The 23,766-nt window shown below is 71.6% G+C and carries 23 protein-coding genes, 1 tRNA gene, 2 pseudogenes and 1 riboswitch; of the genes and pseudogenes, 13 read left to right on the top strand and 13 right to left on the bottom strand.

All coding sequences use genetic code 11. The features are described from left to right. Positions 1–41: 41 nt before the first annotated feature. Both GA0070604_RS00265 and GA0070604_RS00260 read right to left on the bottom strand, forming a co-directional pair. The gene (locus GA0070604_RS00265) at positions 42–1,169 is read right to left on the bottom strand and encodes a PP2C family protein-serine/threonine phosphatase (RefSeq protein ID WP_091112219.1); all 1,128 of its coding nucleotides are present in this window, start codon (positions 1,167–1,169) and stop codon (positions 42–44) included. Between the two features lie 100 nt (positions 1,170–1,269). Beyond that, on the bottom strand, positions 1,270–1,926 hold the full coding sequence (locus tag GA0070604_RS00260; protein ID WP_091112216.1) for a septal ring lytic transglycosylase RlpA family protein: 657 nt from the start codon (positions 1,924–1,926) through the stop codon (positions 1,270–1,272). A 198-nt stretch (positions 1,927–2,124) separates the two neighbouring features. Between GA0070604_RS00260 and GA0070604_RS00255 the strand changes: the two genes are divergently transcribed. Next, positions 2,125–2,688: a phosphoribosyltransferase family protein gene (locus GA0070604_RS00255; RefSeq protein WP_208601951.1), complete on the top strand. Its 564-nt coding sequence runs from the start codon at positions 2,125–2,127 to the stop codon at positions 2,686–2,688. A gap of 197 nt (positions 2,689–2,885) precedes the next feature. Then, positions 2,886–3,320, top strand: a complete 435-nt coding sequence (locus GA0070604_RS00245; protein ID WP_091112213.1) for an ASCH domain-containing protein — start codon at positions 2,886–2,888, stop codon at positions 3,318–3,320. Positions 3,321–3,396: 76 nt separating this feature from the next. On the opposite strand, the gene GA0070604_RS00240 is transcribed toward GA0070604_RS00245, so the two are convergent. Together GA0070604_RS00240 and GA0070604_RS00235 are read right to left on the bottom strand one after the other, a co-directional pair. Continuing rightward, entirely contained in the window at positions 3,397–4,275 is an 879-nt protein-coding gene (locus GA0070604_RS00240) for an LLM class flavin-dependent oxidoreductase (RefSeq protein ID WP_091112209.1), read from the bottom strand. Between the two features lie 73 nt (positions 4,276–4,348). Further along, a complete protein-coding gene (locus GA0070604_RS00235; protein WP_091112206.1) occupies positions 4,349–5,401 on the bottom strand; it encodes a MerR family transcriptional regulator in 1,053 nt (350 codons plus the stop codon). Positions 5,402–5,524: 123 nt separating this feature from the next. Between GA0070604_RS00235 and GA0070604_RS00230 the strand changes: the two genes are divergently transcribed. Both GA0070604_RS00230 and GA0070604_RS00225 read left to right on the top strand, forming a co-directional pair. Next, positions 5,525–5,845, top strand: a complete 321-nt coding sequence (locus GA0070604_RS00230) for a PadR family transcriptional regulator (protein ID WP_091126809.1) — start codon at positions 5,525–5,527, stop codon at positions 5,843–5,845. A 42-nt stretch (positions 5,846–5,887) separates the two neighbouring features. After that, the gene (locus GA0070604_RS00225) at positions 5,888–6,958 is read left to right on the top strand and encodes a hypothetical protein (RefSeq protein WP_091112202.1); all 1,071 of its coding nucleotides are present in this window, start codon (positions 5,888–5,890) and stop codon (positions 6,956–6,958) included. Between the two features lie 16 nt (positions 6,959–6,974). Here GA0070604_RS00225 and GA0070604_RS00220 read toward each other — a convergent pair whose 3' ends face one another. Further along, positions 6,975–7,868 (bottom strand): LysR family transcriptional regulator, encoded by an 894-nt coding sequence (locus tag GA0070604_RS00220; protein ID WP_091126808.1) that lies wholly within the window; start codon positions 7,866–7,868, stop codon positions 6,975–6,977. A 111-nt stretch (positions 7,869–7,979) separates the two neighbouring features. Between GA0070604_RS00220 and GA0070604_RS00215 the strand changes: the two genes are divergently transcribed. From GA0070604_RS00215 to GA0070604_RS00205, 3 genes are read left to right on the top strand one after another with little or no spacing between them, the layout of a single operon-like run. Next, on the top strand, positions 7,980–8,336 hold the full coding sequence (locus GA0070604_RS00215) for a DUF1801 domain-containing protein (RefSeq protein WP_091112198.1): 357 nt from the start codon (positions 7,980–7,982) through the stop codon (positions 8,334–8,336). Next, positions 8,333–8,716 (top strand): VOC family protein, encoded by a 384-nt coding sequence (locus tag GA0070604_RS00210; RefSeq protein WP_091112195.1) that lies wholly within the window; start codon positions 8,333–8,335, stop codon positions 8,714–8,716. Before GA0070604_RS00215 ends, GA0070604_RS00210 begins: the two co-directional genes overlap by 4 nt. Before the next feature lie 40 nt (positions 8,717–8,756). Beyond that, the gene (locus tag GA0070604_RS00205) at positions 8,757–9,239 is read left to right on the top strand and encodes a GNAT family N-acetyltransferase (protein WP_091112191.1); all 483 of its coding nucleotides are present in this window, start codon (positions 8,757–8,759) and stop codon (positions 9,237–9,239) included. Positions 9,240–9,617: 378 nt separating this feature from the next. On the opposite strand, the gene GA0070604_RS00200 is transcribed toward GA0070604_RS00205, so the two are convergent. Continuing rightward, positions 9,618–9,691: transfer RNA gene (locus tag GA0070604_RS00200), tRNA-Gly, on the bottom strand. 247 nt (positions 9,692–9,938) lie between these two features. Between GA0070604_RS00200 and GA0070604_RS00195 the strand changes: the two genes are divergently transcribed. Continuing rightward, positions 9,939–10,922, top strand: coding sequence for a zinc metalloprotease (locus tag GA0070604_RS00195; protein ID WP_091112188.1), 984 nt, complete (start codon positions 9,939–9,941; stop codon positions 10,920–10,922). Positions 10,923–10,988: 66 nt separating this feature from the next. Here GA0070604_RS00195 and GA0070604_RS00190 read toward each other — a convergent pair whose 3' ends face one another. After that, positions 10,989–11,537 carry a pyridoxamine 5'-phosphate oxidase family protein gene (locus GA0070604_RS00190; RefSeq protein ID WP_091112185.1) on the bottom strand — a complete coding sequence of 183 codons (549 nt, stop codon included), beginning with the start codon at positions 11,535–11,537 and terminating at the stop codon, positions 10,989–10,991. 78 nt (positions 11,538–11,615) lie between these two features. Here GA0070604_RS00190 and dcd point away from each other — a divergent pair, with 78 nt between their 5' ends. Then, complete coding sequence (gene dcd / locus GA0070604_RS00185) at positions 11,616–12,194, top strand: dCTP deaminase (RefSeq protein WP_091112182.1); 579 nt, start codon at positions 11,616–11,618, stop codon at positions 12,192–12,194. A gap of 72 nt (positions 12,195–12,266) precedes the next feature. On the opposite strand, the gene GA0070604_RS00180 is transcribed toward dcd, so the two are convergent. Next, positions 12,267–13,301: a C40 family peptidase gene (locus tag GA0070604_RS00180; RefSeq protein ID WP_091112178.1), complete on the bottom strand. Its 1,035-nt coding sequence runs from the start codon at positions 13,299–13,301 to the stop codon at positions 12,267–12,269. A 13-nt stretch (positions 13,302–13,314) separates the two neighbouring features. After that, positions 13,315–13,452, bottom strand: a riboswitch (cyclic di-AMP (ydaO/yuaA leader). A 237-nt stretch (positions 13,453–13,689) separates the two neighbouring features. On the opposite strand from GA0070604_RS00180, the gene GA0070604_RS00175 reads away from it, so the two are divergent. Further along, positions 13,690–15,726 carry an N-acetylmuramoyl-L-alanine amidase gene (locus tag GA0070604_RS00175; protein ID WP_091112174.1) on the top strand — a complete coding sequence of 679 codons (2,037 nt, stop codon included), beginning with the start codon at positions 13,690–13,692 and terminating at the stop codon, positions 15,724–15,726. An 82-nt stretch (positions 15,727–15,808) separates the two neighbouring features. On the opposite strand, the gene GA0070604_RS00170 is transcribed toward GA0070604_RS00175, so the two are convergent. The 3 genes from GA0070604_RS00170 to GA0070604_RS00160 all read right to left on the bottom strand — a co-directional run bounded on the left by GA0070604_RS00170 (position 15,809) and on the right by GA0070604_RS00160 (position 19,290). Beyond that, a complete protein-coding gene (locus tag GA0070604_RS00170; RefSeq protein WP_091112170.1) occupies positions 15,809–16,810 on the bottom strand; it encodes a C40 family peptidase in 1,002 nt (333 codons plus the stop codon). A gap of 178 nt (positions 16,811–16,988) precedes the next feature. Then, entirely contained in the window at positions 16,989–17,993 is a 1,005-nt protein-coding gene (locus GA0070604_RS00165; protein ID WP_091112167.1) for a hemolysin family protein, read from the bottom strand. Further along, the gene (locus GA0070604_RS00160; RefSeq protein WP_091126807.1) at positions 17,986–19,290 is read right to left on the bottom strand and encodes a hemolysin family protein; all 1,305 of its coding nucleotides are present in this window, start codon (positions 19,288–19,290) and stop codon (positions 17,986–17,988) included. The genes GA0070604_RS00165 and GA0070604_RS00160 overlap by 8 nt, the downstream gene beginning before the upstream one ends. Before the next feature lie 122 nt (positions 19,291–19,412). Between GA0070604_RS00160 and GA0070604_RS00155 the strand changes: the two genes are divergently transcribed. After that, a complete protein-coding gene (locus tag GA0070604_RS00155) occupies positions 19,413–20,087 on the top strand; it encodes a GOLPH3/VPS74 family protein (RefSeq protein WP_091126806.1) in 675 nt (224 codons plus the stop codon). Between the two features lie 66 nt (positions 20,088–20,153). Here the strand turns inward: GA0070604_RS00155 and GA0070604_RS00150 are convergent, their stop codons facing one another. Next, positions 20,154–22,355: a (Fe-S)-binding protein gene (locus tag GA0070604_RS00150; RefSeq protein WP_091112164.1), complete on the bottom strand. Its 2,202-nt coding sequence runs from the start codon at positions 22,353–22,355 to the stop codon at positions 20,154–20,156. On the opposite strand from GA0070604_RS00150, the gene GA0070604_RS33850 reads away from it, so the two are divergent. Continuing rightward, on the top strand, positions 22,333–22,467 hold the full coding sequence (locus GA0070604_RS33850) for a hypothetical protein (protein ID WP_279615664.1): 135 nt from the start codon (positions 22,333–22,335) through the stop codon (positions 22,465–22,467). The genes GA0070604_RS00150 and GA0070604_RS33850 overlap by 23 nt on opposite strands. A gap of 298 nt (positions 22,468–22,765) precedes the next feature. Here the strand turns inward: GA0070604_RS33850 and GA0070604_RS00145 are convergent. Further along, positions 22,766–23,028 (bottom strand): annotated as a pseudogene (locus GA0070604_RS00145) (cell division protein CrgA). A 230-nt stretch (positions 23,029–23,258) separates the two neighbouring features. On the opposite strand from GA0070604_RS00145, the pseudogene GA0070604_RS34070 reads away from it, so the two are divergent. Then, positions 23,259–23,766 (top strand): annotated as a pseudogene (locus GA0070604_RS34070) (DUF881 domain-containing protein); the annotation flags it as partial.

Here is a 23,766-nt window from a genome sequence, read left to right as displayed (position 1 = left end):
TGACAGCCATTACACCGGTTCAGCGACGACCGACCGGAGGCTCAGCTCTCCGCCGTGCCGACCTCCCAGCTCGGCACGGCGGCCGTCACCTCACTACGCGGGCCGGTGTACTCCATCAGGACCAGCGCGATGTCGTCGTCGAGCCGCCCGTGCACCCACTCGACCAGGGCCGTCTCCAGCGAGGCGAGGCCGTCGGCGACCGTGCCGTGGCCGAGCAGCTGCCAGGCCCGTTCGGCCGTCGGAAAGAACTCGCCGTCCCGGCGCGCCTCCCCGAGCCCGTCGGTGAACAGCAGCAGCCGGTCGCCCGGTTCCAGCCGCTCCACCCGGGGGCGGACCACCGGCATGAAACCCAACGGCGGCGCGGGCGCGGGCGGTTCCAGCGGGATCACCGCGCCCCGGCGCAGCAGCAGCGGCGGCGGGTGCCCACAGTTGACGATGGTCAGGGTGCCGCCGCGCTCCTCGACCAGCGCGGCGGTGACGAAGTCCTCGTCGCCCACGTTGCGGGCCACCGCCCGATCCAGATCGGTCACCACCGCGCGCAGGTCCGCCCGCTCGTACGCGACGTGCCGGTACGAGCCGAGCACGATGCTGGCGAGCCGGACCGCGTCCAACCCCTTGCCCCGCACGTCACCGATGATCATGCGAACGCCGTACGGGGTGTCCATGGCCTCGTACAGGTCGCCGCCGATCTCGGCCCGGGCCGTGGAGGAGATGTAGCGGGCGGCCACCGCGAGGGTGCCCACCTGCGGCCCGATCGGCCGGAGCACCGCCTGCTGGGCGACCGAGGCGAGCCGGGACAGCTCGGCGATCTTCTCGGACTGGCGCTGGCGTACCGCCGCCACCGCGCCGGCGATCCCGGTGGCCAGCGCGACGCCGGTGACGTTGACGGCGGATACCAGGGACAGCGGCTGCTCGGTGAGGGCGAAGGAGACCCCGATCGCCGTGGCGAGGACCCCCACCCCGAGCACCACCCGCCACGATCCCAGCGCGGCGGCGAGCAACGGGGCGGTCACCATCAGCGCGATGTAGTGCGCGTTCGACCCGTCGGCCAACTCCATGGCGGAGACCAGGGCGAGCAGCGCGAGGGCCGCGCCGAGGCCGGCGCGGGATCCGGGGCTCAGCGGGCCACGGCCCGGCTGGAAGGGTTGCGTGCGTATACCGGACAGCATGCCTGATGGAGGTGAACCGGTGAATGAACCTGGCCCGTCGTCTGAGGACGTTCTGCCCGGCCGGATCGCCTTCCTGGCCCGATCGCCGCCGGTCACGGGATCAGCCGAGCACCTCGTACCGGACGGTCACCTCACCGAAACTGGTCGCGGCGATGGCCGCGAAGGCGGCGCGGGACAGGTCCAGGCACCGGCCGGCGATGAACGGGCCGCGGTCGTTGATCCGGACGACCACCGACTTGCCGTTGGCCGGATTGGTCACCCGGACCTTCGTGTCGAACGGCAGGGTCTTGTGCGCGGCGGTCAGCGCGTTCGGGTTGAAGGTCTCCCCGTTCGCGGTCATCTGCCCCTCGTCGTAGAAGGACGCGCCGCAGGAGCCGCTGTCGACGACCTTCGCCGCGGGGGTGGTCTTCGTCGCCGTCGGCTTCGGCTTCGGGCTCGTGGTGCGCGGCATGCTCCGCGAGGCGGCCTGGGTCCGGGTCGCCTTCGGACTCGGGGTGACCTTCGGCGACGGGCTGAGGCTCGGCGAGGTGGACGCGCTGGGCGAGGCGGAGGGGGAGGCCGGGCTGGGGGCGAGGGTGCTCGGCGGAGCCGCGACGACGCTGGGCTCGGCGAGAGCGGAGTCGGCGGCCGGCTCGCCCGAGGTGAGCTGGACCGCGCCGACGGTGCCGCCGACGGCGAGCAGCACGCCGACGGCCGCGGTGGCGGCGATGCCGGCGGGCGAGGAGAGCTTGCGGGTACGGAGATGCCTACCAGCCACCGACCGGTCCTTTCGTCAGCTGAACAAACCGGCTCGGACCGTAACGAGAGAAGCACTTCCGAAGTCAACGTGATCATGGTGCTATGCTCACATTTACCCTGATACGTCTATCCACTCGTGTGAAATTTGCTCATCCGAACGGAGGAAGGAGCGCTGGCCACTGACCATGCGGAGATCGACTGGCGGCGGTGTCCGAGGATGGGTGTCGTGCTGAGCCGACGCCTGGTCGAGCTGTTCCGCTGGGTCGACCCCGGCCCGGACAGCAGTCATCTGGTCAGCGACGCCTCCGGCTGGTGGCGGGATCCGGAGGTGCTGGCCGGCATCGGACCGGCCCTGGCCGGCCTGTTCCCGGCCGCCCGGCCGACCGTGGTGGTCGCGCCCGAGGTGACCGGGCTGCTGCTCGGCCCGCTGGTCGCGGTGGCCGCCGGCGCCGGTTTCCTGCCGGCGTACAAGGAGGGCGGCCAGCGCCGGCGGGTCGGCCCGATGCGCTGGACCGAGACGACACCGGACTACCGGGGCCGCCGGCTACGGCTGGGAGTGGACGGCCACCGGCTCGGCCCCGGCGACCGGGTGCTGCTCGTCGACGACTGGGTGGCCACCGGCGCCCAACTGGACGCGCTCGTCCGACTGGTCCAGGCCAGTGGGGCGGAGCTGGTCGGTACGGCGGCGCTCGTCGCGACCTGCCCGCCGTACGTCGCCGAGCGGCTCCGGCTACGCGCCCTGCTCACCGGAGACGACCTCGAACGTGCGACGCCGGGTTGACCTGAAGGTCGGTTCAACTTCGAGGATCGCCACATGGCGGACGACATCCTGGACGAGGCGTAACAGCGGCTGCACCGTACCGGCCCGGAATACCGGGACGGGCTGTCCGACCGCGGGCCGATGGCGGTCGAGGCGCTGTCCCGGGGGGCGGACGAAATCCCGCGACGGGCGGACGGCCGGCTACTAGCCTCGGCAGGATGTGGCCCCGCATCGGAGGACTTCGCACCCTCGCCCTCGGCTCACCCGGCGAGCTGCGCACCAACCTCAACACCCTCGTGCTGGCCGGCGTGAAGACCGCCACCGCCGGCCTGCTCACCTCCGAGTACGCCGACGAGAACGAGGAACTGGAACACGTCGGCGAACGGCTGGTGCTGGTCGACGACCACGACGCACTGGTGGGCGTGGTCGAGGTCACCGGCGTCGAGGTGGTCCGGTTCGCCGACGTGTCCTGGGACTTCGCCCGCTCGGAAGGGGAGGGTGACCGGTCCATCGAGGAGTGGCGGGAGGGGCACCGCCGTTTCTGGGCCTCGGTGGGCTTTCCGGTCGACGACGACTCGCAGGTGGTCTGCATCCGGTTCCGCCTGGTCTCCGCCGGGGACGGCGGCATCAGCACCGGCGACCTCGGCACCTGAGGTGTAAGGAGGGGGCCCTTCTTAACGCCTCCGGTAGAGCAGGGGCCCCTTCTTAACCACCAAGAGCCGAGCCGCGTCAGAGCCGCCGCAGCTCGGGCAGCAGACCGGCCGCCGCCACCAGCACCGCCTCGTCACCGGCGTACCAACTGCTGGCGCGGGGCCAGTGCGTCACCACGTCGGTGAAGCCGAGCCGGGCGGCCCGAGCGACCTGCTCGGCGAAGAAGTCCACGTTCGTGAGCGAGAAGGCCGGCGCCGAGTCGAGCGACAGGTAGCGGTCCAGGGTGGCCGGATCGCGGCCCGCCCGGTCGAGGACCACGTCCATCCGGGCGGAGAGGTCCTCGACGGACAACCACCAGCTCTCCAGGTCGTCGCCGCCGAGGCCGGTGGTCACCCACCCCTGCCCGAACCGGGCTGCCAGCCGCATCGAGCGGGACCCGTTCGCGGCCATCACGAACGGCACCCGGGGCTGCTGCACGCAGCCGGGGTTGTTCCGGGCGTCCACGGCGGCGAACCACTCGCCGCGCCACGTGGTGCCGTCCTCGCGCAGGATCAGGTCCAGCAGCTCGGTGAACTCGGCGAACCGGTCGACCCGCCGCCCCGGCGGCAGGGTCTCCCCGCCGAGTACGGTGGCGTCGAAGCCGATGCCGCCCGCGCCGAGGCCGAGCAGCAGCCGACCGCCGGAGACGTCGTCCAGGGCGGTCACCTGCCGGGCGAACGCCGCCGGATGCCGGAAGTTGGGCGAGGCGACCAGCGTGCCGAGGCGGATCCGCGAGGTGACCGTCGCAGCGGCGGTCAACGTGGTCGTCGAGTCGAACCAGGGGCCGTCGACCAGATCCCGCCAGCCCAGGTGGTCGTACGTCCAGGCGTGGTCGAAGCCCCACTCTTCCGCCTGCTGCCAGCGCCGCCGCGACTCCGACCAGCGCTGGTCGGGCAGGATCACGATGCCAATCCGCATGATCGCCAGAGTACGACCAGGCGTACGACCGTGACGTGAAGGTCGTGCTCGAACAGGGAAGCAGTGGCTAGGGTTACGCGGGCACCACGTCGGCGACCACGCAGGCGACGTTGTCCGGCGCGCCCTCGGCGTAGGCGAGGTCGACCAGGCGCCCGACGGCGGTCTCCGGGTCGTCGGCAGCGAGCGCGCCGTGCAGCGCCGCCGGTTCGAGCACCGTGGAGAGCCCGTCGGAGCAGAGCAGGTAGCGGTCGCCGGGCAGGGCGGTACGCAGCGCCAGGTCGGCCTCGACCTGAGCACCGGCCCCGAGCGCCCGCACCAGCAGGGCCCGCTGTGGGTGCCCGGCCACCCCGGCCGGGCTGAGCCGGCCCTGGTCGACCAGCGACTGCACGTACGTGTGGTCCTGGGTGAGCCGGAACAGCTCGCCCCCGCGCAGCAGGTACGCCCGGGTGTCCCCGACGTGCACCAGGGCCAGCTGCGACCCGCGGCGCAGGATCGCGGTGAGGGTGGTGACCGGTTGGTGCCCCTCGGTGGCGGCGGCGCGTACCGTGCGGTCGGCCGACGTCACCGCGTCGGCCAGCGTGGCGAGCAGCTCGGTGGCCGGCACGTCGGTCAGCTCCAGCGGCCGGAGCGCCTCGACGGCGGCGGCGCTGGCGGCGGCGCCACCGGGGCCGCGCATGCCGTCCGCCACGGCGAGCAGGTTCGGGCTGGCGTACGCGGTGTCCTCGTTGGAATCCCGGACCGCACCGGTCTCGCAGCGGACGGCGTACCGGAAGGTGGTTTCGGACATGGTGGACTCCCTCTCGGCGAGCTGACCGACGAGGAGCGCCACGGCCCGACCGCGGGCCGCCGTGTCCGCGCTGACCCGCCGCCACCAGGCGTCGACCGCCTCGGCCGCTGCCCTCGGCGGCAGGGCGCAGACGGCCCGGATGTCGGCGAGCGGCATCCCGGCCCGGCGCAGCGCGGCGATCAGCCGGGCCGGGCCGAGCTGCGCCGGTTCGTAGTAGCGGTAGCCCGTGTGCGGGTCGACGGCGGTGGGCGGCAACAGCCCCAACTCGTCGTAGAGCCGTAGCGCCTTCGGCGTCAGTCGCGCCGCGCGGGCGAACGCCCCGATGGTCAGCAGCTCCACGGACGCATCCTCCTCGTGCCGGTCACGGCGACCGGCACGGACCACGCTCGGCCTTGCCCCAAGGTAAGGGTCAAGGTGTTGCCCATGTATCGATCACTTATATATGTTGTCCGCGTGAGCCAGATGCGCGAGCCGACGTTCCTGATCCTCACCGCGCTCGCGGCCGGCCCCCGGCACGGCTACGGGATCATCCAGGAGGTCGCCGTGCTCTCCGGGCGGCGCGGCACCCTGCTGCCCGGCACCCTCTACACCGCGCTCGACCGGCTGACCGCGCAGGGACTCGTGGAGCCGGACCGGGAAGAGGTGGTGGACGGGCGGCTGCGCCGCTACTACCGGCTCACCCCCGGTGGGCTCGACGCCCTACAGGCCGAGACCGCCCGGATGCGCCAGCTCGCCACCGCGGCCGAGACCCGGCTGCGCGCTCTGCGCCCGCACACCGCCTGACCCGCTCGCCGCCCGCCCGCGCTCCCGAACGAAGGGGAGACCATGTCGCTCACCCGTTACTACCGCTGGTTACTGCTCGCCTATCCCAGGGCGTACCGGCGGGAACGCGGCGAGGAGATCCTCGGCCTGCTGCTCGACACCGCACCCGCCGGGCGGACCCGGCCGACCGTACGGGAGGCGTTCGACCTGGTCCGTGGCGGCCTACGCTGCCGCCTCGGCCGGCCGGCCAGCACCAGCGTCGGCGCCTGGGCGGTCCTCACCGCGCTGATCTGCGGCCTGTTCACCGCGTCGCTGGCCGCCCGGATCGCCTGGGAGACGTCCCGGCCGCAGCCGGACCGGGACGAGGTCGCGGCGGTCTTCGCCGAGGCGTTCCCCGGCCATCAGCTCGACGACGACATCATGACCGCCCCGGCGCTCTTCGTCTTCTACAACAATCCGCTGACGTGGCGGTCGCTAAAGCCGGTGCTGTTCGGCGACGGCGGCGAATACCAGGAGGGCATGGCCGTCGCGTCGGCGGCCGGCCCCGCACCGATGTCGGAGGCGGAGGCCCTGGCAACCGCCCGGCAGCGCCTCCAGGCCGGCGGCTGGCAGGTGTACGCGCCGGCCACCGAGGTCCTTGAGGTGTGCGCCTCGGCGACCTGCCACCGGGCGAGCCAGCCGGTCCAGACCACCCTGATCGCTCACCGGGACGACACCGTGCTCCGGGCGACCTTCCACGACGCGTCCTACAACTCGTACCTCGGGGTGGAGATGCAGCGGGCGACGCCGCCGGCGGTGCTGCCCGCCGCCGTGCTGGCCGGCCTGGCCGGGGGCGTGCTCACCTGGCTGGTGTTCGCCTGGGCGAGCCGGCGCACCGAGGGCCGCCGGGGCGTGGCCGCCCTGCTCGCCATCGCCCTCTTCCTGTGGTGGGCGCCCGCGCTGCTCTCCACGGCGTCACTGTTCCCTCATCACCTCGGCGAGCCGCACCCCACCTGGCACCCGCTCTGGGAGTGGCTCGGGCAGCCGACCTGCTCGCTGCTGTTCCTGGTCGGCGCCGCCTGCGCGCTGGCCCTGCTGGTCGTCGCGCTGATCCCCCGCAGGGACCTCCGGCCGCTGATCGTCAACGCCGGTTGAGGCTCGCGGCTGTCGCTCAGTCCACGGGCGCGGGATTGGCGTCGACCGCGGCGCGGACGAACTCGCGTACCCGGGCGGTGGAGTTGCTGGCCAGCCACACCGGACCGCGCCGGATCGGCGGCGCGTCGCGGATCGGCACGTACGCCAGGTCGGGCCGGGGGTAGTAGCGCCGGGTCTGCTCGCCCACCGGCAGCACCCCCCGGCCCATCGCCACCAGCGACAGCATCTCGGAGAAGGTGTCGCCCGACGGGCCCTTCGGCACCGGCCGGCCCGACGGCGTCCGGTCCGGGGTACGGTCCTGCTTGAATTCCGCCGAGGTCACCGCCGGGTACTGAACCACCGGATGCTCGGCCAGCGCCTCCAGCGACACCGACTCCGCGCCCGCCAGCGGATGGTTCGCGGCCACCGCGAGCACCCGCTGCTCGTGCAGCAGCGCCGGGCCGTTCGCCATGCCGTCGAAGGGGTACGACGCGATGAGCACGTCGATCGTGCCGTCCCGCAGGCTCGACCGGGTCGTGGCCAGCGGCGCCTCGTGGACGTGCACCACGCAGTCCGGATGACGCTCGGAGAACAGGGCGACGGCGCGGAGCAGGACCGGCGCGGTCGACTCACCGACGAACGCCACCCGTAGCTCCCCGGTCAGCCCCCGCCCGGCCTCGACCGCGCGCTGAACGGCCTCCGCCATCCCGGCCGCCAACGGGCGCAGGTCGTCGGCCAGGCGGGCGCCGATCGGCGTGAGCCGGACGACCCGGCTGGTCCGCTCGAACAGCGGCGCGCCGATCCGGCGTTCCAGCTTGCGCACCACGTGACTGATCCGCCCGGTGGTTACCCGCAGCCGCTCGGCGGTACGCCCGAAGTGCAGCTCCTCGGCCAGGGTCAGGAACGTCTCGACCTCGTACCGCTCCAGCACGTCGACCCCCACCGTTGAATCCGAGTCAACGATCGTAGTCCGATCGCGTCTTGGTCCACGGCACGGCCAGGACGAGGCTGGATGGCGACCCCTTCGAGGACAGGAGCAACGATGGATCACGTCACCGACTATCTGGCCGGTCTCGACGTCCCACTGCGCGAGGTCGGCGAGAAGATCCGTACCGTCGTCGACGCCGCGCTGCCGGAGGCCACCGCCGCGGTGTGGCACGGCCACCCCGTCTGGGGCCTCGGCGACCAGCCTGGGCGCACGCCGGTCTGCCTGGTCAAGGCGTACTCGTCGTACGTCACCTTCGGGTTGTGGCGCGGACAGGACGTCGACGACGCCTCCGGCCGGCTCGTCCCGGGCGCGCGGCGGATGGCCTCGGTCAAGCTGCGCACCCTCGACGAGATCGACCCGGACCTGTTCACCGGCTGGCTCCGGCAGGCGTACGCCCTGGAGGCACGATGAGCGCGGTACGGGTGACAGCCTTCGACCACCTGGTCCTCACCGTCGCCGACGTGGAACGTTCCCTCGACTTCTACTGCGGCACCCTCGGCCTGGAGCCGGTACGGGTCGACCGCTGGCGGGCCGGCGAGGTGCCTTTCCCGTCGGCGCGCGTGAGCCCGGAGACCATCATCGACCTGGTACGCGGCGAGCCGACCGGGTCGAACGTCGACCACATCTGCCTGGTGGTGGAGCCGCTCGACTGGCAACAGGTGATCGACTCCGGAGTGTTCACCGTGCTGATCGGCCCGGTGCCGCGCTTCGGCGCACGGGGCACCGCCACCTCGATCTACGTACGCGACCCGGACGGCAACACTGTCGAGCTGCGCTGGTATCCGCAATAGCCGTTGTCGCCGGGCACCGGGCCGTTGCTAACGTGGCGCGATGCCCGAACTGCAGCGGCTCGACGCCCGTCACGCCCCCGCGCTGCTCCGCTTCGAGCAGGAGAATCGGGCGTACTTCGCGCGATTCGTGCCGGATCGGGGCGACGACTACTTCGCCGAGTTCGCCGCCCGGCACGCGGAGCTACTCGCCGAGCAGGCCACCGGCGAGTGCCACTTCCACCTTCTCGTCGACGACGACGGTGCCGTGTTGGGGCGGTTCAACCTGGTCGACGTCGCCGACGGCAGCGCCGAGTTGGGCTACCGGGTCGCCGAGCGGGCGACCGGGCGGGGCGTGGCCCAGGACGGCGTCCGCCGCGCCTGCGACCTCGCCCGCGACGAGTACGGGCTACGCCAGCTCGTCGCGTCGGCCGCGCTGGCGAACCCGGCCTCGCTCGCGGTGCTGCGGCGTACCGGGTTCGTCCCGGTCGGCGAGGTTCTGGTCGGCGGACAGCCCGGCCTGCGGCACGTCCGATACCTTTCCTGACTCGTCCGAGGTGGCCCGCTTGGTGAGTCGGAAGCCTCGGGCGCTGAACTGAGGGTGACTGGCGAGGTGGCGAGCCAGGTTGGCGCTCGCGCTCGGCCACGCACGGGCGCCCAAGATCGTGCTCGATCCGGGAAGTAGTGGCCTCCCATCGCCTACGCGGCCACTACTTCCGTGTTTGAGCACGATCTCGACCGGCCGGGACGGGTACGGCCGCGCAAGCAGCGGTGAAAGTCGGCGGCCCGGCCCCACGGACAAGGGCAAGGGCGGCCGGCAAGAAAGCGTGGCTGATGGCCCGCGGCTGGGCCGTCGGGCGCTGGCGGCCCGTGGAACATCGAAGGCCCTGACCGAGGACTTGCGTCCTGATCAGGGCCTTTCGCGTGGAGCGGGTGACGGGAATCGAACCCGCACTGTCAGCTTGGGAAGCTGATGTTCTGCCATTGAACTACACCCGCAGGCGGCACCACTGTACCTGAGGTCACCGCCGTCGTGCATCCAGGTACCCCCGCGGCGCGCCTCCCGCCCCCGCGAGATCACCCCGGCACGATCTTGGGCCACCACCATGCCGTCGACCGGGCGAGGGGTTTCCCCACCGCAATCCATGGGCGTTTTCAAATTTATCAATCGGCTGTAACGTCTGCTCCACGTTCTCAGCCACGGCGTGACACACCCCCTGTCACGCCGCCAGAAAGAGGTGGGCCCATGGGACTCCGTCCCAACCTGCTGACCCGGCGTACCGCCGGCGTCGCGTCGACGACCCTCGCGCTGCTGCTCAGCACGGCTGCGGTGGGGGTCGTCCCGGCCGCATCGGCCTTCTCCGCCGCCCCGACGAGAAGCTGCGCCGAGCCGGCCGACGTCCACCCGGGCGCCCGGGTGAAGGCCGGAGCACACGCCAAGCACGACCCGAACGAGCTGACCGCCGCGCAGGTGCGGGAGCGGGAGGCGGATCTCGCCGCCGTCCTGGCCGAGCGGTCCAGGCTCCGCGTCGACGCCGGGATCGCGCCTCTGGCGACCGTGACCATCCCGGTCGTCGTCCACGTCATCCAGCGGGACAGCACCCGGGCCGGCGGCAACATCCCGGACTCGATGATCACCCAGCAGATCAGCGTGCTGAACCAGGCCTACAGCGGGGGCACCGGCGGCGCCCCGACCGCCTTCAGCTTCCAGCTCCAGAAGATCAACCGGGTCACCAACCCGTCCTGGTATCCGATCGTCTCGGGCTCCTCCGCCGAGCGGTCCATGAAGACCACGTTGCGCGAGGGCGGCAAGAACACCCTGAACATGTACCTGGGCGAGTTGAGCGACAACCTGCTCGGCTGGGCGACCTTCCCGAAGAAGACGCTGGACAAGATGGACGGCGTGGTCGCGCTGAACGAGTCACTGCCGGGCGGCAGCGCCACCAACTACAACCAGGGCGACACGGGCACCCACGAGATCGGCCACTGGCTGAACCTCTACCACACCTTCCAGGGCGGCTGCTCCGGCCAGGGTGACCAGGTCAGCGACACCCCCGCCGAGGCGTCGCCGGCCTACCAGTGCCCGACCGGGCGGGACACCTGCACCGCGCCCGGCGCGGACCCGATCCACAACTTCATGGACTACACCTACGACTCGTGCATGTCCGAGTTCACCCCCGGGCAGGCCAGCCGGATGCTGACCGCGTGGAACGCCTACCGCGCGGCGTAGCAGCCACAGCACGGCAAACGGTGCCGGCCCCGTCCGACGACGGGGCCGGCACCGGCTGTTGCGGGCTCAGGCGGCCGGGCGGCGGGTGTCGAACCCGTGGCGGCCACGCCGGACCTCGGGCGACGCGACGTCGGAATGCCGCGTCGGGTCGGTCGCCCGCGGATCGAGCCAGACCCGCACCTGCGGCCGACCCGCGCCAAGCTGGGTCGCCTGGTCACGCCGGGTCAGCATCGCCACGTCGACGGTGAACTCGAACAGCCACCAGTCGACCTGTGACGCGGCCCGGCCGTGCGCGGCCACCCGGGCCACGGTGGCCGGGTCGGTCACCGGGCGGGCCCGGCCGGCGACGTACGCCTCGTCGTCGCGGTCCTCGGGCGGGAACGAGTGCAGTGCGTAGCGGCCGTCGCGTTCGAGGTCGCGGCGCTTGGGCGACTCGATCACGAAGCAGTAGAGCCCCTCGTCGGTGATGACCGGGGAGACCGGGTGGACCCGGGGACCGCCGTCGGCCCGGACCGTGGCGAGGTAGCCGAAGCCCGGCCCGTACTGCTGCAGGAGAAGGCGGATCTCGTCGGCGAGTCGGGGCTCGTCGGCGGCGAATTCGGACCAGGAAGCCATGCGGACATTCTATCGAACACGTGTACGAGTACGCAGTCCGACACGCAGGTCACCCGTACCGGTCGCTATGGTGTTCCGATGCTGCTCTCCGACCGCGACCTGACCTCCGAGATCGAGGCGGGCACGCTCGCGCTGGAGCCCTTCGAGCCCGCGCTGGTGCAGCCGTCCAGCATCGACGTACGCCTCGATCGGCTCTTCCGGGTCTTCAACAACCACCTCTACACCCACATCGATCCGGCCGTGCAGCAGGACGACCTGACCTCGATGGTGGAGGTGCCCGAGGGCGAGCCGTTCGTACTGCACCCGGGCGAGTTCGTGCTCGCCTCCACGCTTGAGGTGATCTCGCTCGGCGACCAGCTCGCCGGGCGGCTGGAGGGCAAGTCGAGCCTCGGCCGGCTCGGTCTGCTCACCCACTCGACCGCCGGTTTCATCGACCCGGGCTTCTCCGGGCACGTCACGCTGGAGCTCTCCAACGTGGCGAACCTGCCGATCACTCTCTGGCCGGGCATGAAGATCGGCCAGCTCTGCATCTTCCGGCTCTCGTCGCCGGCCGAGCACCCGTACGGCTCGGCGGTCTACGGCTCGCGCTACCAGGGGCAGCGCGGGCCCACGCCGAGCCGGTCGTGGCAGAACTGGCGCACCTGGCCGACCCGCTGACCGCATCAACCGGGTGTTAACAGGGGCCCCTTCCTCTACCTCAGGCGTTAAGAAGGGGCCCCTCCTTTCACATCAGCCGGGGCGGCCGTAGCTGTTGATCTGGCCGTCCTCGACGCGCTTCATCGTGATCGGCTTGCCCGACTGGGAGGCGTGCACCACCCAGCCACCGCCGACGTACATCGCGACGTGGTGCAGGTCGCCGTAGTAGAAGACCAGGTCGCCGGGGCGTAGCTGGTCGCGGCTCACCCGCTTGGTGACGTCGTGCTGTTGCCGGGCGTTGTGCGGCAGTGAGACGCCCGCCTTGGCCCAGGCCGCCATGGTCAGGCCGGAGCAGTCGTAGTGGTCCGGGCCGGCGGCGCCCCAGACGTAGATCTTGCCGATCTGGGCACAGGCGAACTTGACCGCGACCCCGGCGGGGCCACCCGGGTAGCCGGCGGGGCAGGGCGCCGGGCGTAGCGGGCCACCGCCGCCGTTGCCGTACACCTTGAGCCGCAACTTCTGCAGCCGGGCGATCTCGGCGTCGATCTGCTTCTTCCTGGCCGCGAGCTGAGCCTCGGTGCGGGCCAGTTGGGCGACCATGTCGTCCAGCGGCTTCTTCTTCGCGGCCAACTGGTCGCGCAGTTCGGCCACGGCCTGCACCTGCTGCTGCTGGCGGTGCGCGAAGCGGTCGAGCAACTCGAGGCTGTCGACGATCTCGCCGGGCGACCGGCTGCCCAGCAGCGCGTTGACCGTGGAGATGTTGTTGCCCTTGTACGCGTCGGCGGCGAGCCCGCCGACCTGTCCGAGGGCCTCGTCGACCCGAGCCTGCAAGGGCGCGATCTGCTTGGCCAGCGCGGCGGCCTGCTTGCGCTTGGCGGCAAGCTCCTCGCGGGTGGCGTTGACCTGCTCGATGATCGGTTCGAGCTTGTTCCAGTCCTCGTCGATCTGGCGCTCGATCTCGGCGACCGACGGTTCGGCGTGCACCGCCGTGGGGCCGCCGGTCAGCACGACGGCGGCGCCGACCAGGGCGGCGAGGGCGGTGGTGAAGCGGGACCAGCGGATACGCGGCGCAGCCGTCGACCGGCCGAACGACCGGACCGACGGTCGCCGCGGGGCATGGTGTGCCACCGGGCTCCGTACTCCTTCTTTCCTGGACCGCCTACCGGGTTAGCTGACGGGTTCGGGCGGGAAGGGAGCCGCCCTACCGCACCACGGCGCGGATTCACCCCAGGTACCTGGGTCCCCGGCTCGCCCGGAGGCGACTCGGCGGTGTCCGACCGCCACCACCCGGGCTGGGCGGTGAACCTACCGGTCGACGACTGACCAGAGTAGAGATCGTCGTTATCAATCCGCAACCCACGACGCCGTGACACTCCGTATCCGAATTCGCGGCCACGACCGGCGGTGCGTGAAGGTTTCTTACGGGAGACACCGTTTCCTGGAAAGGTATTGACCAGGAGCCATGCGCGGAGCGAGGGTGAGGACGCAGTGACCCCCATCCCGATCTGGAGGTTCGATGCACCTCTCAGCCCTACCGTCGCGCAGACGGATACTGCTGGCCGCCGCCGTAGCGGCGGCCACCGCTCTCGCGACCAGCGGTCCCACCGCGGCGGCGCCCCTCACCGGCGCGACCACCGACAACCCGGACCGCCAACAGCAGTACGCCGCCGCGGCGGCGGAGTACGGTGTGCCGCAGAGCGTCCTGTTGGGCGTCTCCTACCTGGAGTCCCGCTGGGACACCCACCCGGGCCAGCCGAGCACCAGCGGCGGCTACGGCCCGATGCACCTGACCGACGCCGCCCAGGTCGCCTCGACGCCCTCCAGCGCCCACGTGGACGAGGACGAGGACCCGCGCGGCGACGACTCCCGGCCGCTCGCGCTCGACCCGGCGACCGCGGCCCGGCCGAGCGGTGACGTGCTGCCGCAGGCCTCGCTACAGACCCTCGACGCCGCCGCCGAGCTCACCGGCGAGTCGAAGGAGACGCTGCGCAGCGACGCCGTCGCCAACATCCGGGGCGGCGCGGCGCTGCTCGCCTCGTACCAGGAGGAGCTGGGTGGGCCGGTCGGCGCCGGCAGCGACCCGGCGGCCTGGTACGGCGCGGTGGCCCGGTATTCCGGCGCGGACACCGAGGACGCCGCGGCGGCCTTCGCCGACGAGGTGTACGACCAGATCAGCCAGGGCGCCAGCCGGACCACCGACGACGGCCAGCAGGTGACCCTCGCCGCCGCGGCGGTGACGCCGGACCAGTCCGGGCTGCACAAGCTCGGGCTGCGCCGCGCCGAGCGGCCGGACGGCCTGGAGTGCCCGGTCCGCCTCGCCTGCGAGTGGATCCCCGCGCCCTACGAGCAGTACGGCCCCGGCTCCGGCGACTACGGCAACCACGACCTCGCCGACCGGCCGGCCCAGCAAAAGATCGAGTACATCATCATCCACGACACCGAGGGCTACTTCGGCCCCAGCGTGCGGCTGGTCCAGGACAAGACCTACCTGGGTTGGCACTACACGCTGCGCTCGGTGGACGGCTACGTCGCCCAGCACATCAAGGCGAAGAACGTGGGCTGGCACGCCGGCAACTGGTACGTCAACGCCAAGTCCATCGGCATCGAGCACGAGGGCTTCGCCGGCCATGGCACCTGGTACACCGAGGCGATGTACCGCACCTCGGCCAAGCTGGTCCGGCACCTGGCGCTGCGCTTCCAGATCCCGCTGGACCGGCAGCACATCCTGGGCCACGACAACGTGCCCGGCATTCTCCCCGGGAACGTGGCCGGGATGCACTGGGACCCGGGTCCGTACTGGGACTGGTCGCACTACTTCGACCTGATGAAGGCGCCGTTCAAGGGCACCGGGACCCCGCACACCGGCCTGGTCACCATCGACCCGGACTACGCCAGCAACCAGCCCGCCTTCACCGGCTGCAACCGGCAGCCGCCGGGCGTCCCGAGTCCGCTGCCGCCGATCCAGCCCTGCCCGCTGCGCGGCTCCTCCTCGGTCATCCTGCGCACCGCGCCGAGCATCGACGCGCCGCTGGTCAACGACCGGGGGCTGCAGCCGAACGGCGCGCCGAACACCATGTACATCTCCGACCACGGCGCCCGTGCCTCGGCCGGTCAGACGTACGCCCTCGCCGGTGTTCAGGGCGACTGGACGGCGATCTGGTACCTCGGCCAGAAGGCGTGGTTCCACAACCCGGCCTCGGCACCGACGGCGAAGTGGGCGAACGGCTTCGTGGTGACCCCCAAGCCGGGCAAGGCCACCATCCCGGTGTACGGGCGCGCCTACCCGGAGCAGGCGGCGTACCCGTCGACCATCCCGTACCAGGCCATCGCCCCGCTGCAGTACACCTTCCCGGCGGGCCAGCGGTACGCGGTCGGCGGCGTTCTGCCGGGCGAGTACTACCGGGCCGTCTCGTTCGACGGCTCGGCGCCGGATGACCGGACGGTCGTCCGGGGCGAGAACCAGTACGTGCAGGTACAGTTCGGCCACCGGATCATGTACGTGAACCTCGACGACGTGCTGATCCAGCCGGGGGCGGTCGGCGCGCCCCGGTAACGGCAACCCGAACGAGGCGAAGGCCCCCCGTCCGGGTGGACGGGGGGCCTTCGTGCTGGTCGGAGCCGGCGGAAGCCGGCGGTCAGTAGGGCCGGCGGAAGCCGGCGACCGGCATGTAGCTGATCTGGGTCACCTGGACCGGCTTGCCGGTCCGTGGCGCGTGCACCATCAGCCCGTCGCCGAGATAGAGCCCGACATGGTGCAGGTCGCTGTAGAAGAAGACCAGGTCACCGGGGCGAGCCTCGCTGCGGCTCACCGCCTTGCCCTCCTTCCACTGCGCGCCGGTGAAGTGGGTCAGGGAGATGCCCGCCGCCTTGTAGGCGTACTGGGTGAGGCCGGAACAGTCGAACGCGTTCGGGCCGGTGGCACCCCACACGTACGGGTCGCCGACCTGGGCGCAGGCCGTCTTGATCGCGGTCCGCGCGGCGCTGCTCACCACGCCGTCGACGCTCGGGCAGCCGTCGACCCGGATCGACGTCTTCGGCAGCATCGCGGTCAGCCGCTTGATCTCGGCGTTGATCTCCTTCTTCTTCGCCGCCAGCTCCTGCTCCTGCTTGGTCTGGGTGGCGATCAGGGCGTCCAGCTTCTGCTTCTGCGCGTTGTACTTGTCGCGGATGGCGAGCACGCCGGCGACCTGCTTGCGCTGCTGCTGGGCCAGCCGGTCGAGGATGACGAGCTGCTCGCCGAGGGTGCCCGGCTTGGTGCTCACCAGCAGGGCGCCGATCTCCTGGGAGGGGCCCGTCATGTAGTAGCGGGCGGCGATGTCACCGACCCGGTTCATCGCCAGGGCCGACTCCAGCTCCAGCGGCACCATCTTCTTCTCGAGGTCCGCCGACTTCTTCTTGTTGACCTTGAGCTGAGCCCGGACCTTGTTGTAGTTCTCGATGGTGGGTTCGAGCTGTTCCCACTGCTTGTCGATCTGTGCGTCGATCTCGTCCACCGACGGCGCCGCGTGCGCCGGAGCCGCCAGCAGCCCGGCGCCGACCGCGGCGGCCGCGACCAGGGTGAGGAGACGACGTACGATCCGGCGCGCTCCGGTGGGTCGAAGCGGGGGGTGGCGCCGGGCGTGACGATCAGGAGGCATGGTTGCCACCGGCACGGACTCCTTTGCAACCGACCGCTGGGCGCCTCGCGAGAGGGAAGGTCGAGGCAGACGACCACAGCGGTCGGTGCCCCACATTAGGGAAGACGACCGGGTGGAATCAAGGCGAGGTATCACTCAATCACATGTGCGCAATCAATTGAATACCAAGGGTATTCATTCAGCTGCCAACAATAGCCGTCAATACATCGTCGAGAGTCACCACGCCCAGGGGCCGGCGGCCGTCACTCACCAGGACCATGTGCCGTCGCTCGCGGCGCATCGAGAGCAGCAGGTCGGCCAGCGTACGGTCGGGCGGCACGACCGCCAGCGGCCGGTAGAACTCGGCGGGCACCGGCGTCCGGCGGCTCGCGCCCGCGTACCCGAGCACGTCCTTCACGTGGACGAAGCCGAGGACCCGACGGGTGGACCGCTGCACCACCGGGAAGCGCGACCGGCCGGTACGGGTCGCCAGCACCTCCAGCGAGGCCGGAGAGACGTCCTCGGCCACGGTGGTGACCGTCGACCAGGGTTGCAGCGCGTCCGCCGCGGTACGGCTGTGCAGGGCCAGCGCACCGGTGATCCGAGCGTGCTCCTCGGCGTCCAGCAACCCCTCGGTACGCGCCTGGGAGACCAGGCCGGCCAGTTCCTCCGCGGTGAACACCGTCTTCACCGCGTCCGTCGCCTCGACCCGCCACAGCCGTAGCACCTGCCGGGCCGACCACTTCATGGCCAGCAGCAGCGGCTTGGTGGCCAGGCAGAACGCCAGCATCGCCGGGCCGAGCCAGAGCGCCGACGGCTCCGGGCCGGCCAGCGTGATGTTCTTCGGCACCATCTCGCCGACCACGGTGTGCAGGAACACCACCACGCCCAGGGCGATCACGAACGCCACCGGGTGCACCCCGGAGGCCGGCAGCCCGAGCGCCTCGAACGGCGTCTCCAGCAGGTGGGCCAGCGCCGGCTCGGCGATCGCGCCGAGACCGAGCGAGCAGACCGTGATGCCGAGCTGCGCCCCGGCGATCATCAGCGGGATCTGGTTCATCGCGGCGAGCGCCCACCGGGCGCGCTTGGAGCCCGCGGCGAGCGGCTCGATCACCGTACGCCGGGAGGCGATCAGGGCGAACTCGCTGCCCACGAAGAAGGCGTTGCCGAGCAGCAGCAGGACCGCGACCAGCAGTTCACGCATCGTCGTCGGGCTCCTCGGGGCGGACCACCCGAACCTGCTCGATCCGGTGCCGGTCGACCTCGACGACGGTGAACTCGTACCCGCCCTCCTCGACGGTCTCGCCGGGGGCGGGGATGTGCCCGAGTCGGGCCATCAGGAACCCGCCCAGGGTCTCGTACGGCCCCTCGGGCAGCCGGAAGCCGGTCTGCTCGACCAGTTCGTCCGCGCGCAGCACGCCGTCCACCAGGATGGTCCGCTCACCGCCCGGCACGGTCAGCTCGACCGGCCCGAGGTCGTCCACCGCGTCCGGGTCGAACTCGTCGGCGATCTCACCGACCAGCTCCTCGACCAGGTCCTCCACGGTCACCACCCCGTCGGTTCCGCCGTACTCGTCGACCACCACGGCGAGGTCCGCGCCCGCGCCCTTCAGCGCCGCGAGCACGCCGTCGAGGTCGAGGCTCTCCGGGACGAACACCGGCTCGCGGGCGACCGCGGCGACGGTCGTCGCCGCCCGCAGCGCCAGCGGCACACCGAGCGCGTCCGGCACCCCCGCGACGCCGGTGACCAGGTCCAGCGTCTCCTCGTAGACGGGGAACCGGGTATGGCCGGTCTCCCGGGACAGGTCCAGCAGCTCGGCGACCGTGGCGGTGGCGCGCAGCGCGACCACGTCCACCCGGGGGGTCATCGCCTCGGCGGCCCGCTTGTCGCCGAAGCGGATGGTGCGGCGCAGCAGCATCGCGGTGTCGGGCGGCAGCGCGCCGGCGCGGGCCGAGATCGCGGCGAGCAGCCCCAGCTCCTCGGGGGACCGGGCGCTGGCCAGTTCCTCCTGCGGTTCCACCCCGAGCCGGCGGACCAACCGGTTCGCCGCGCCGTTCAGCAACCTGATCAGCCAGCCGAACGCCCGAGCGAAGGCGCGCATCGGGCCGGCCGTGCCGAGCGCGGCCGGCATCGGCCGGGCCAGAGCCAGGTTCTTCGGCACCAGCTCGCCGAAGAGCATGGAGATCAGCGTGGCCAGGGCCAGCGCGAGCAGCCCGCCGAACCGGTCCGCGCCCGCCGGGCGCAGCAGCGGGGCGAAGATCCGGGACAGGGCCGGCTCGGCGAGGTAGCCGGTGAGCAGTGCGGTGATGGTGATGCCGAGTTGGGCGCCGGAGAGCTGGAAGGAGAGCTCGCGCAGGGCCCGGCGTACCGTGACGGCCCGGCCGTCCCCCTCGCCGGCCCGCCGGTCGATCTCCGCGCGGTCCACGGTGACCAGGGCGAACTCGGCCGCGACGAAGAACGCGTTGCCGGTGGTCAGCAGGACGAAGCCGACCAGGGGCAACACCGTGGTGACCAACAGGGCATCGATGATCGCCTCACCTCGGACGGGATTCTTTCACGGGTCCGCCCGGGGCACGAGTGCGTCGGTGGGCGCCCTGGCGACCCGGACGTAGCGTGGTCGGCATGGAAAGGCTCACCCTCGCCGACGAACTCGTCCTGCTCGCGTACGACGACGCCGGAGTGAACCGGCTCGGCAGCCCTGCCCTCGACCACGGCCTGGCCGGCGCGGTGCTGGTCGAACTGGCGCTCGCCCGACGCGTCGACCTGGTCGACGACCGGCTCGTGGTCCGCGACGCCGCCCCGACCGGGCACCCGCTGCTCGACGCCGCTCTCGCCACGATCGGCGCGGACCGACGACGACGCAGCCCGAAGGACTGGATCCCCCGGCTGGCCAAGGGCCTGCCCGACGAGGTGCTGGCGGGTCTCGTCGCGGCGGGTGTCCTGCGCCGGGAGGCGGACCGGGTGCTCTGGGTCTTCCCGCGTACCCGCTATCCGTCGCCGGACGGCGGGGAGCCCCCGGTGGAGACGGCGGCCCGGCAGCGGATGACGGCCGCACTGACGGTTGACGGCCCGGTGGACGCCCGAACGGCGGGGTTGCTGGCGCTGACCCGGGCGGTGGGGCTGCACCGCCGCCTCTTCCCCGAGGTGCCGAAGGACCGACTCAAGTCCCGCCTCGACGAGATCGCCGCCGGCGACTGGGCCTCCGCTGCGGCGAAGAAGGCCATCGAGCAGACGCAGGCCGCGCTGCTGATCGCCACCACCGCGGCCACCACGGCCGCCTTCGTGGCGAGTACCTGACCGACGCGGACGGCGGTGGCACCAACGAGGTGCCACCGCCGCGGGTCAGGCAGCCCGGCGTACGCCTCAGCCGGCGACCGGCTCGGCTTCCTTGTCGCCCGCCGGGGCCTCCGGCTTGACCGAGCGGAGCAGCACGCTGGCCACGTCGATCACCTCGACCTGCTCCCCGGCGCCCTTGCCGTTGACCCCGTCGCTGAGCATGGTCGAGCAGAACGGGCAGCCGACCGCGATGGTCTTCGCCCCGGTGGACATGGCCTCCTCGACCCGGTCCACGTTGATCCGCTTGCCGATCTTCTCCTCCATCCACATCCGGGCACCGCCAGCGCCGCAGCAGAAGGAGCGCTCGCTGTTCCGCGGCATCTCGGTGATCTCGGCCGAGCCGAGTGCGGCACCGAGGACCTCGCGCGGCGGGGTGAAGACCCGGTTGTGCCGGCCCAGGTAGCAGGGGTCGTGGTAGGTGAGGCCGCCGTCGACCGGCTGCACCGGGGTGAGCTTGCCGGTGGCGACCAGGTGGGCCAGGAGCTGCGTGTGGTGCACCACCTCGAACTCGCCGCCGAGCTGGCCGTACTCGTTGCCGAGGGTGTTGAAGCAGTGCGGGCAGGTGGCGACGATCTTGCGCTTGCTCTTCTCCCGACCCTCGAACGCCTCGTTCAGCGTCTCGACGTTCTGCTGGGCGAGCATCTGGAAAACGAACTCGTTGCCGATCCGGCGGGCCGGGTCACCGGAGCAGGTCTCGCCCTCGCCGAGGATGGCGAAGGAGACGCCCGCCTCGTTGAGCAGCGTGGCGACCGCGCGGGTGGTCTTCTTGGCCCGGTCCTCGAACGCGCCGGCGCAGCCGACCCAGAACAGGTACTCGAAGTCCTCGACCTCGCCGACCCGGGGCACCTCGAAGCCGAGGCCCTTGGTCCAGTCCTCCCGGGTGTTCTGCGGGGCGCCCCACGGGTTGCCCTTGTTCTCCAGGTTGCGCAGCATGACGCCGGCCTCGGACGGGAAGCTCGACTCGATCAGCACCTGGTAGCGGCGCATGTCGACGATGTGGTCGACGTGCTCGATGTCCACCGGGCACTGCTCGACGCAGGCGCCGCAGGTGGTGCAGGACCAGAGCACGTCCGGGTCGATGACACCGCCCTCCTCGGCGGTGCCGATCAGCGGCCGGTCCGCCTCGGCGAGGGCCAGCACGTCGACGTTGGCGAGCTGCTCCTGGCTGGCCTTCTCCTCGCCGGTCAGGTCCTTGCCGCCGCCGGCCAGCAGGTACGGGGCCTTCGCGTACGCGTGGTCGCGCAGGCTCAGCACGAGCAGCTTCGGCGACAGCGGCTTACCGGTGTTCCACGCCGGGCACTGCGACTGGCAGCGGCCGCACTCGGTGCAGGTGCTGAAGTCCAGCAGGCCCTTCCAGGTGAACTGCTCAACCTGGGCGACGCCGAACTGGTCCTTCTCCGGATCGGCCTCCTCGAAGTCGAGCGGCTTGCCGTCGCTCATCATCGGCCGCAGCGGGCCGAGGCCGGAGCCGGCCGCCTTCTCCGGGTCGCGCTTGAAGAAGATGTTGGGGAACGCCAGGAAGCGGTGCCAGGCGACGCCCATGGTGACGTTCAACGAGATCACGATGAGCCAGGTCATCGAGATGATGATCTTGATGAGGGCGGCGACGCTGACGCCGGCCGCCCACGCCGGCAGGGCGTTGCCGAGGGCGTGGCTGACCGGGGCGGCCCAGACCGGGTACTCGAAGTGGCCGGTGGCGACCTTGAAGCCCCGGATCAGGAAGCCGAAGATCAGGACCAGCAGCACGACCCACTCAACGAAGTAGCCCTGCCACATGGTCGAGCCGGTGAACCGGGACCGGTTACCCGGTCGGGCGGGCCGGTTGCGCAACCGGATCGCCATCAGCACCAGGATGCCCAGCAGGCCGAACACGCCGATGATCTCGGTGGCCAGGCCGAAGACCGTCCAGGATCCGATGATCGGCAGCTCGCCCCCGGGCGTGACCACCTCGAAGTACGCCTCGAGCACCAGCAGCGACAGCACGATGAACGCGACCATCACGAACCAGTGCGCGGCCCCCACCACGCTCCACTTCAACATGCGGGTGTGACCGGCGGTCTCCACCAGCATCTTGGTGGCACGGGTGCCCTTGTCCGTGAACCGCTCCGGCGCGGGTTGCCCGAGGCGGATGACGGCCACCATCTTCATGACCGCGCGTACCGCAAGCCACACCGCCACCGCGGTGATGGCGGCCGCGAGGATCGTGGTGACGATCTGGACGCTGCCCATCGAGTTGGCCTCCCCGGTCTGCTGCGTGGTCGAGCGGCTCGGCGGCCGGGACCGACTCAGGGCGCGGGCGGTGTTCCGCCGCTACCGCCACCCCGACCCGACCGGTCGATGACCTCGCTCCGCTCGGTCATGCAGTGCAGCCTACGCGCAAGGTTACCGATCGGTAACGTGAGACATCTCGCACTGGCCACGCCGCCCTGCCGACACCTTAGGTGCACCGGAGCCCGCATGCCGGGCAGGGGCGTCCGGGCGTGACCTACGTCCATGTCCGGGGCGGCGCTGAACCGCCCAGCGGCGGCCGTTCGGGGTGAGACAGGTCAGCGGCCCGGCTCCGCGACGACCTCGACTCTCCGCGCGCCGTCGGACGCGCTGAGCCGAGGCCCGGGAAACCGGGCCGGCCGCCGACCGGGTCAGCGCCAGCGGGAGAGCAGAATCAGCGAGGCGACCATCGCGCCGAAGCCCACCGCGAGGTTCCAGTAGCCCCACGACATGACCGGGTACGCCTGCTCGGAGAGGTAATACACCACCAACCAGCCGATGCCGGCGACGATCAGGGCGACGGCGGTGATCGGCAGCCAGACCGGGCTGGGCTTGCGCGTCGCCGCCGTGGCCGTCGGACGCACGTCCGTCGGGGGGTGTACACCTTCTTCTTGCGGACCTGAGACTTGGGCACGACGCTCTCCAGAGGGGGGTACGACCTCGTCCGGCCTGACAACCGGGCGCGGGGGCGACGGTCCATGGCCAATAATGTTCGACAGCTAGCGTAGTCCGGACTGACCGTCCAAGCCATGAATAGGGTCAGGCCGGTGCACGGAGTGACCGAAATGGGTAGGACTTTTCGGGTTCAGCCCACGGTTCGGGTCGTGGTGGGCCGGAACGAGACGACGGGAAAGGGAACGCCCGGTGGAGTACACGTCCGGCGCCGCATCCTGGCGCAAGGTCCTCCGGCGCGCGGTCGTCGTCCTGCTGCCCCGGCGGGCACGGCAGCGCCGGCCCGGCTGGTCGCTCGGCGTACCCCTGATCGCCGCCGCGGCGGGGCTACTCTTCACCACGACCGCGACCACCGCCGGCGGCACCTCGCTGCGGGAGGACCGCCGACCCCAGCTCACCCAGCTGATCGAGGACCGGCGCGAACAGTCGCGGCGAGCGAGGCCACGGCCGCCGGCTGCGCGCCGAGGTCGAGGAGCAGACCGCCGCGCTGGCCGACACGGACGGCCCGATCAAGGCGCAGCGGGACCGGGCCGCCGCGAGCCGGGAGGCGGCCGGCTTCACCGCGCTCACCGGCACCGGGATCATCGTCGAGCTGAACGACGCGACCCGGCGGCCCGACCAGCCCCTGCCCAAAGGCGCCAGCAACGATGACCTGGTGGTCCATCAGGGCGACGTACAGGCGGTCGTGAACGCGCTCTGG

Origin of the sequence: Micromonospora eburnea, assembly GCF_900090225.1 — a bacterium.
In the GTDB taxonomy this organism is placed as follows: domain Bacteria; phylum Actinomycetota; class Actinomycetes; order Mycobacteriales; family Micromonosporaceae; genus Micromonospora; species Micromonospora eburnea.
This window is presented reverse-complemented; position numbering and strand designations above follow the sequence as displayed.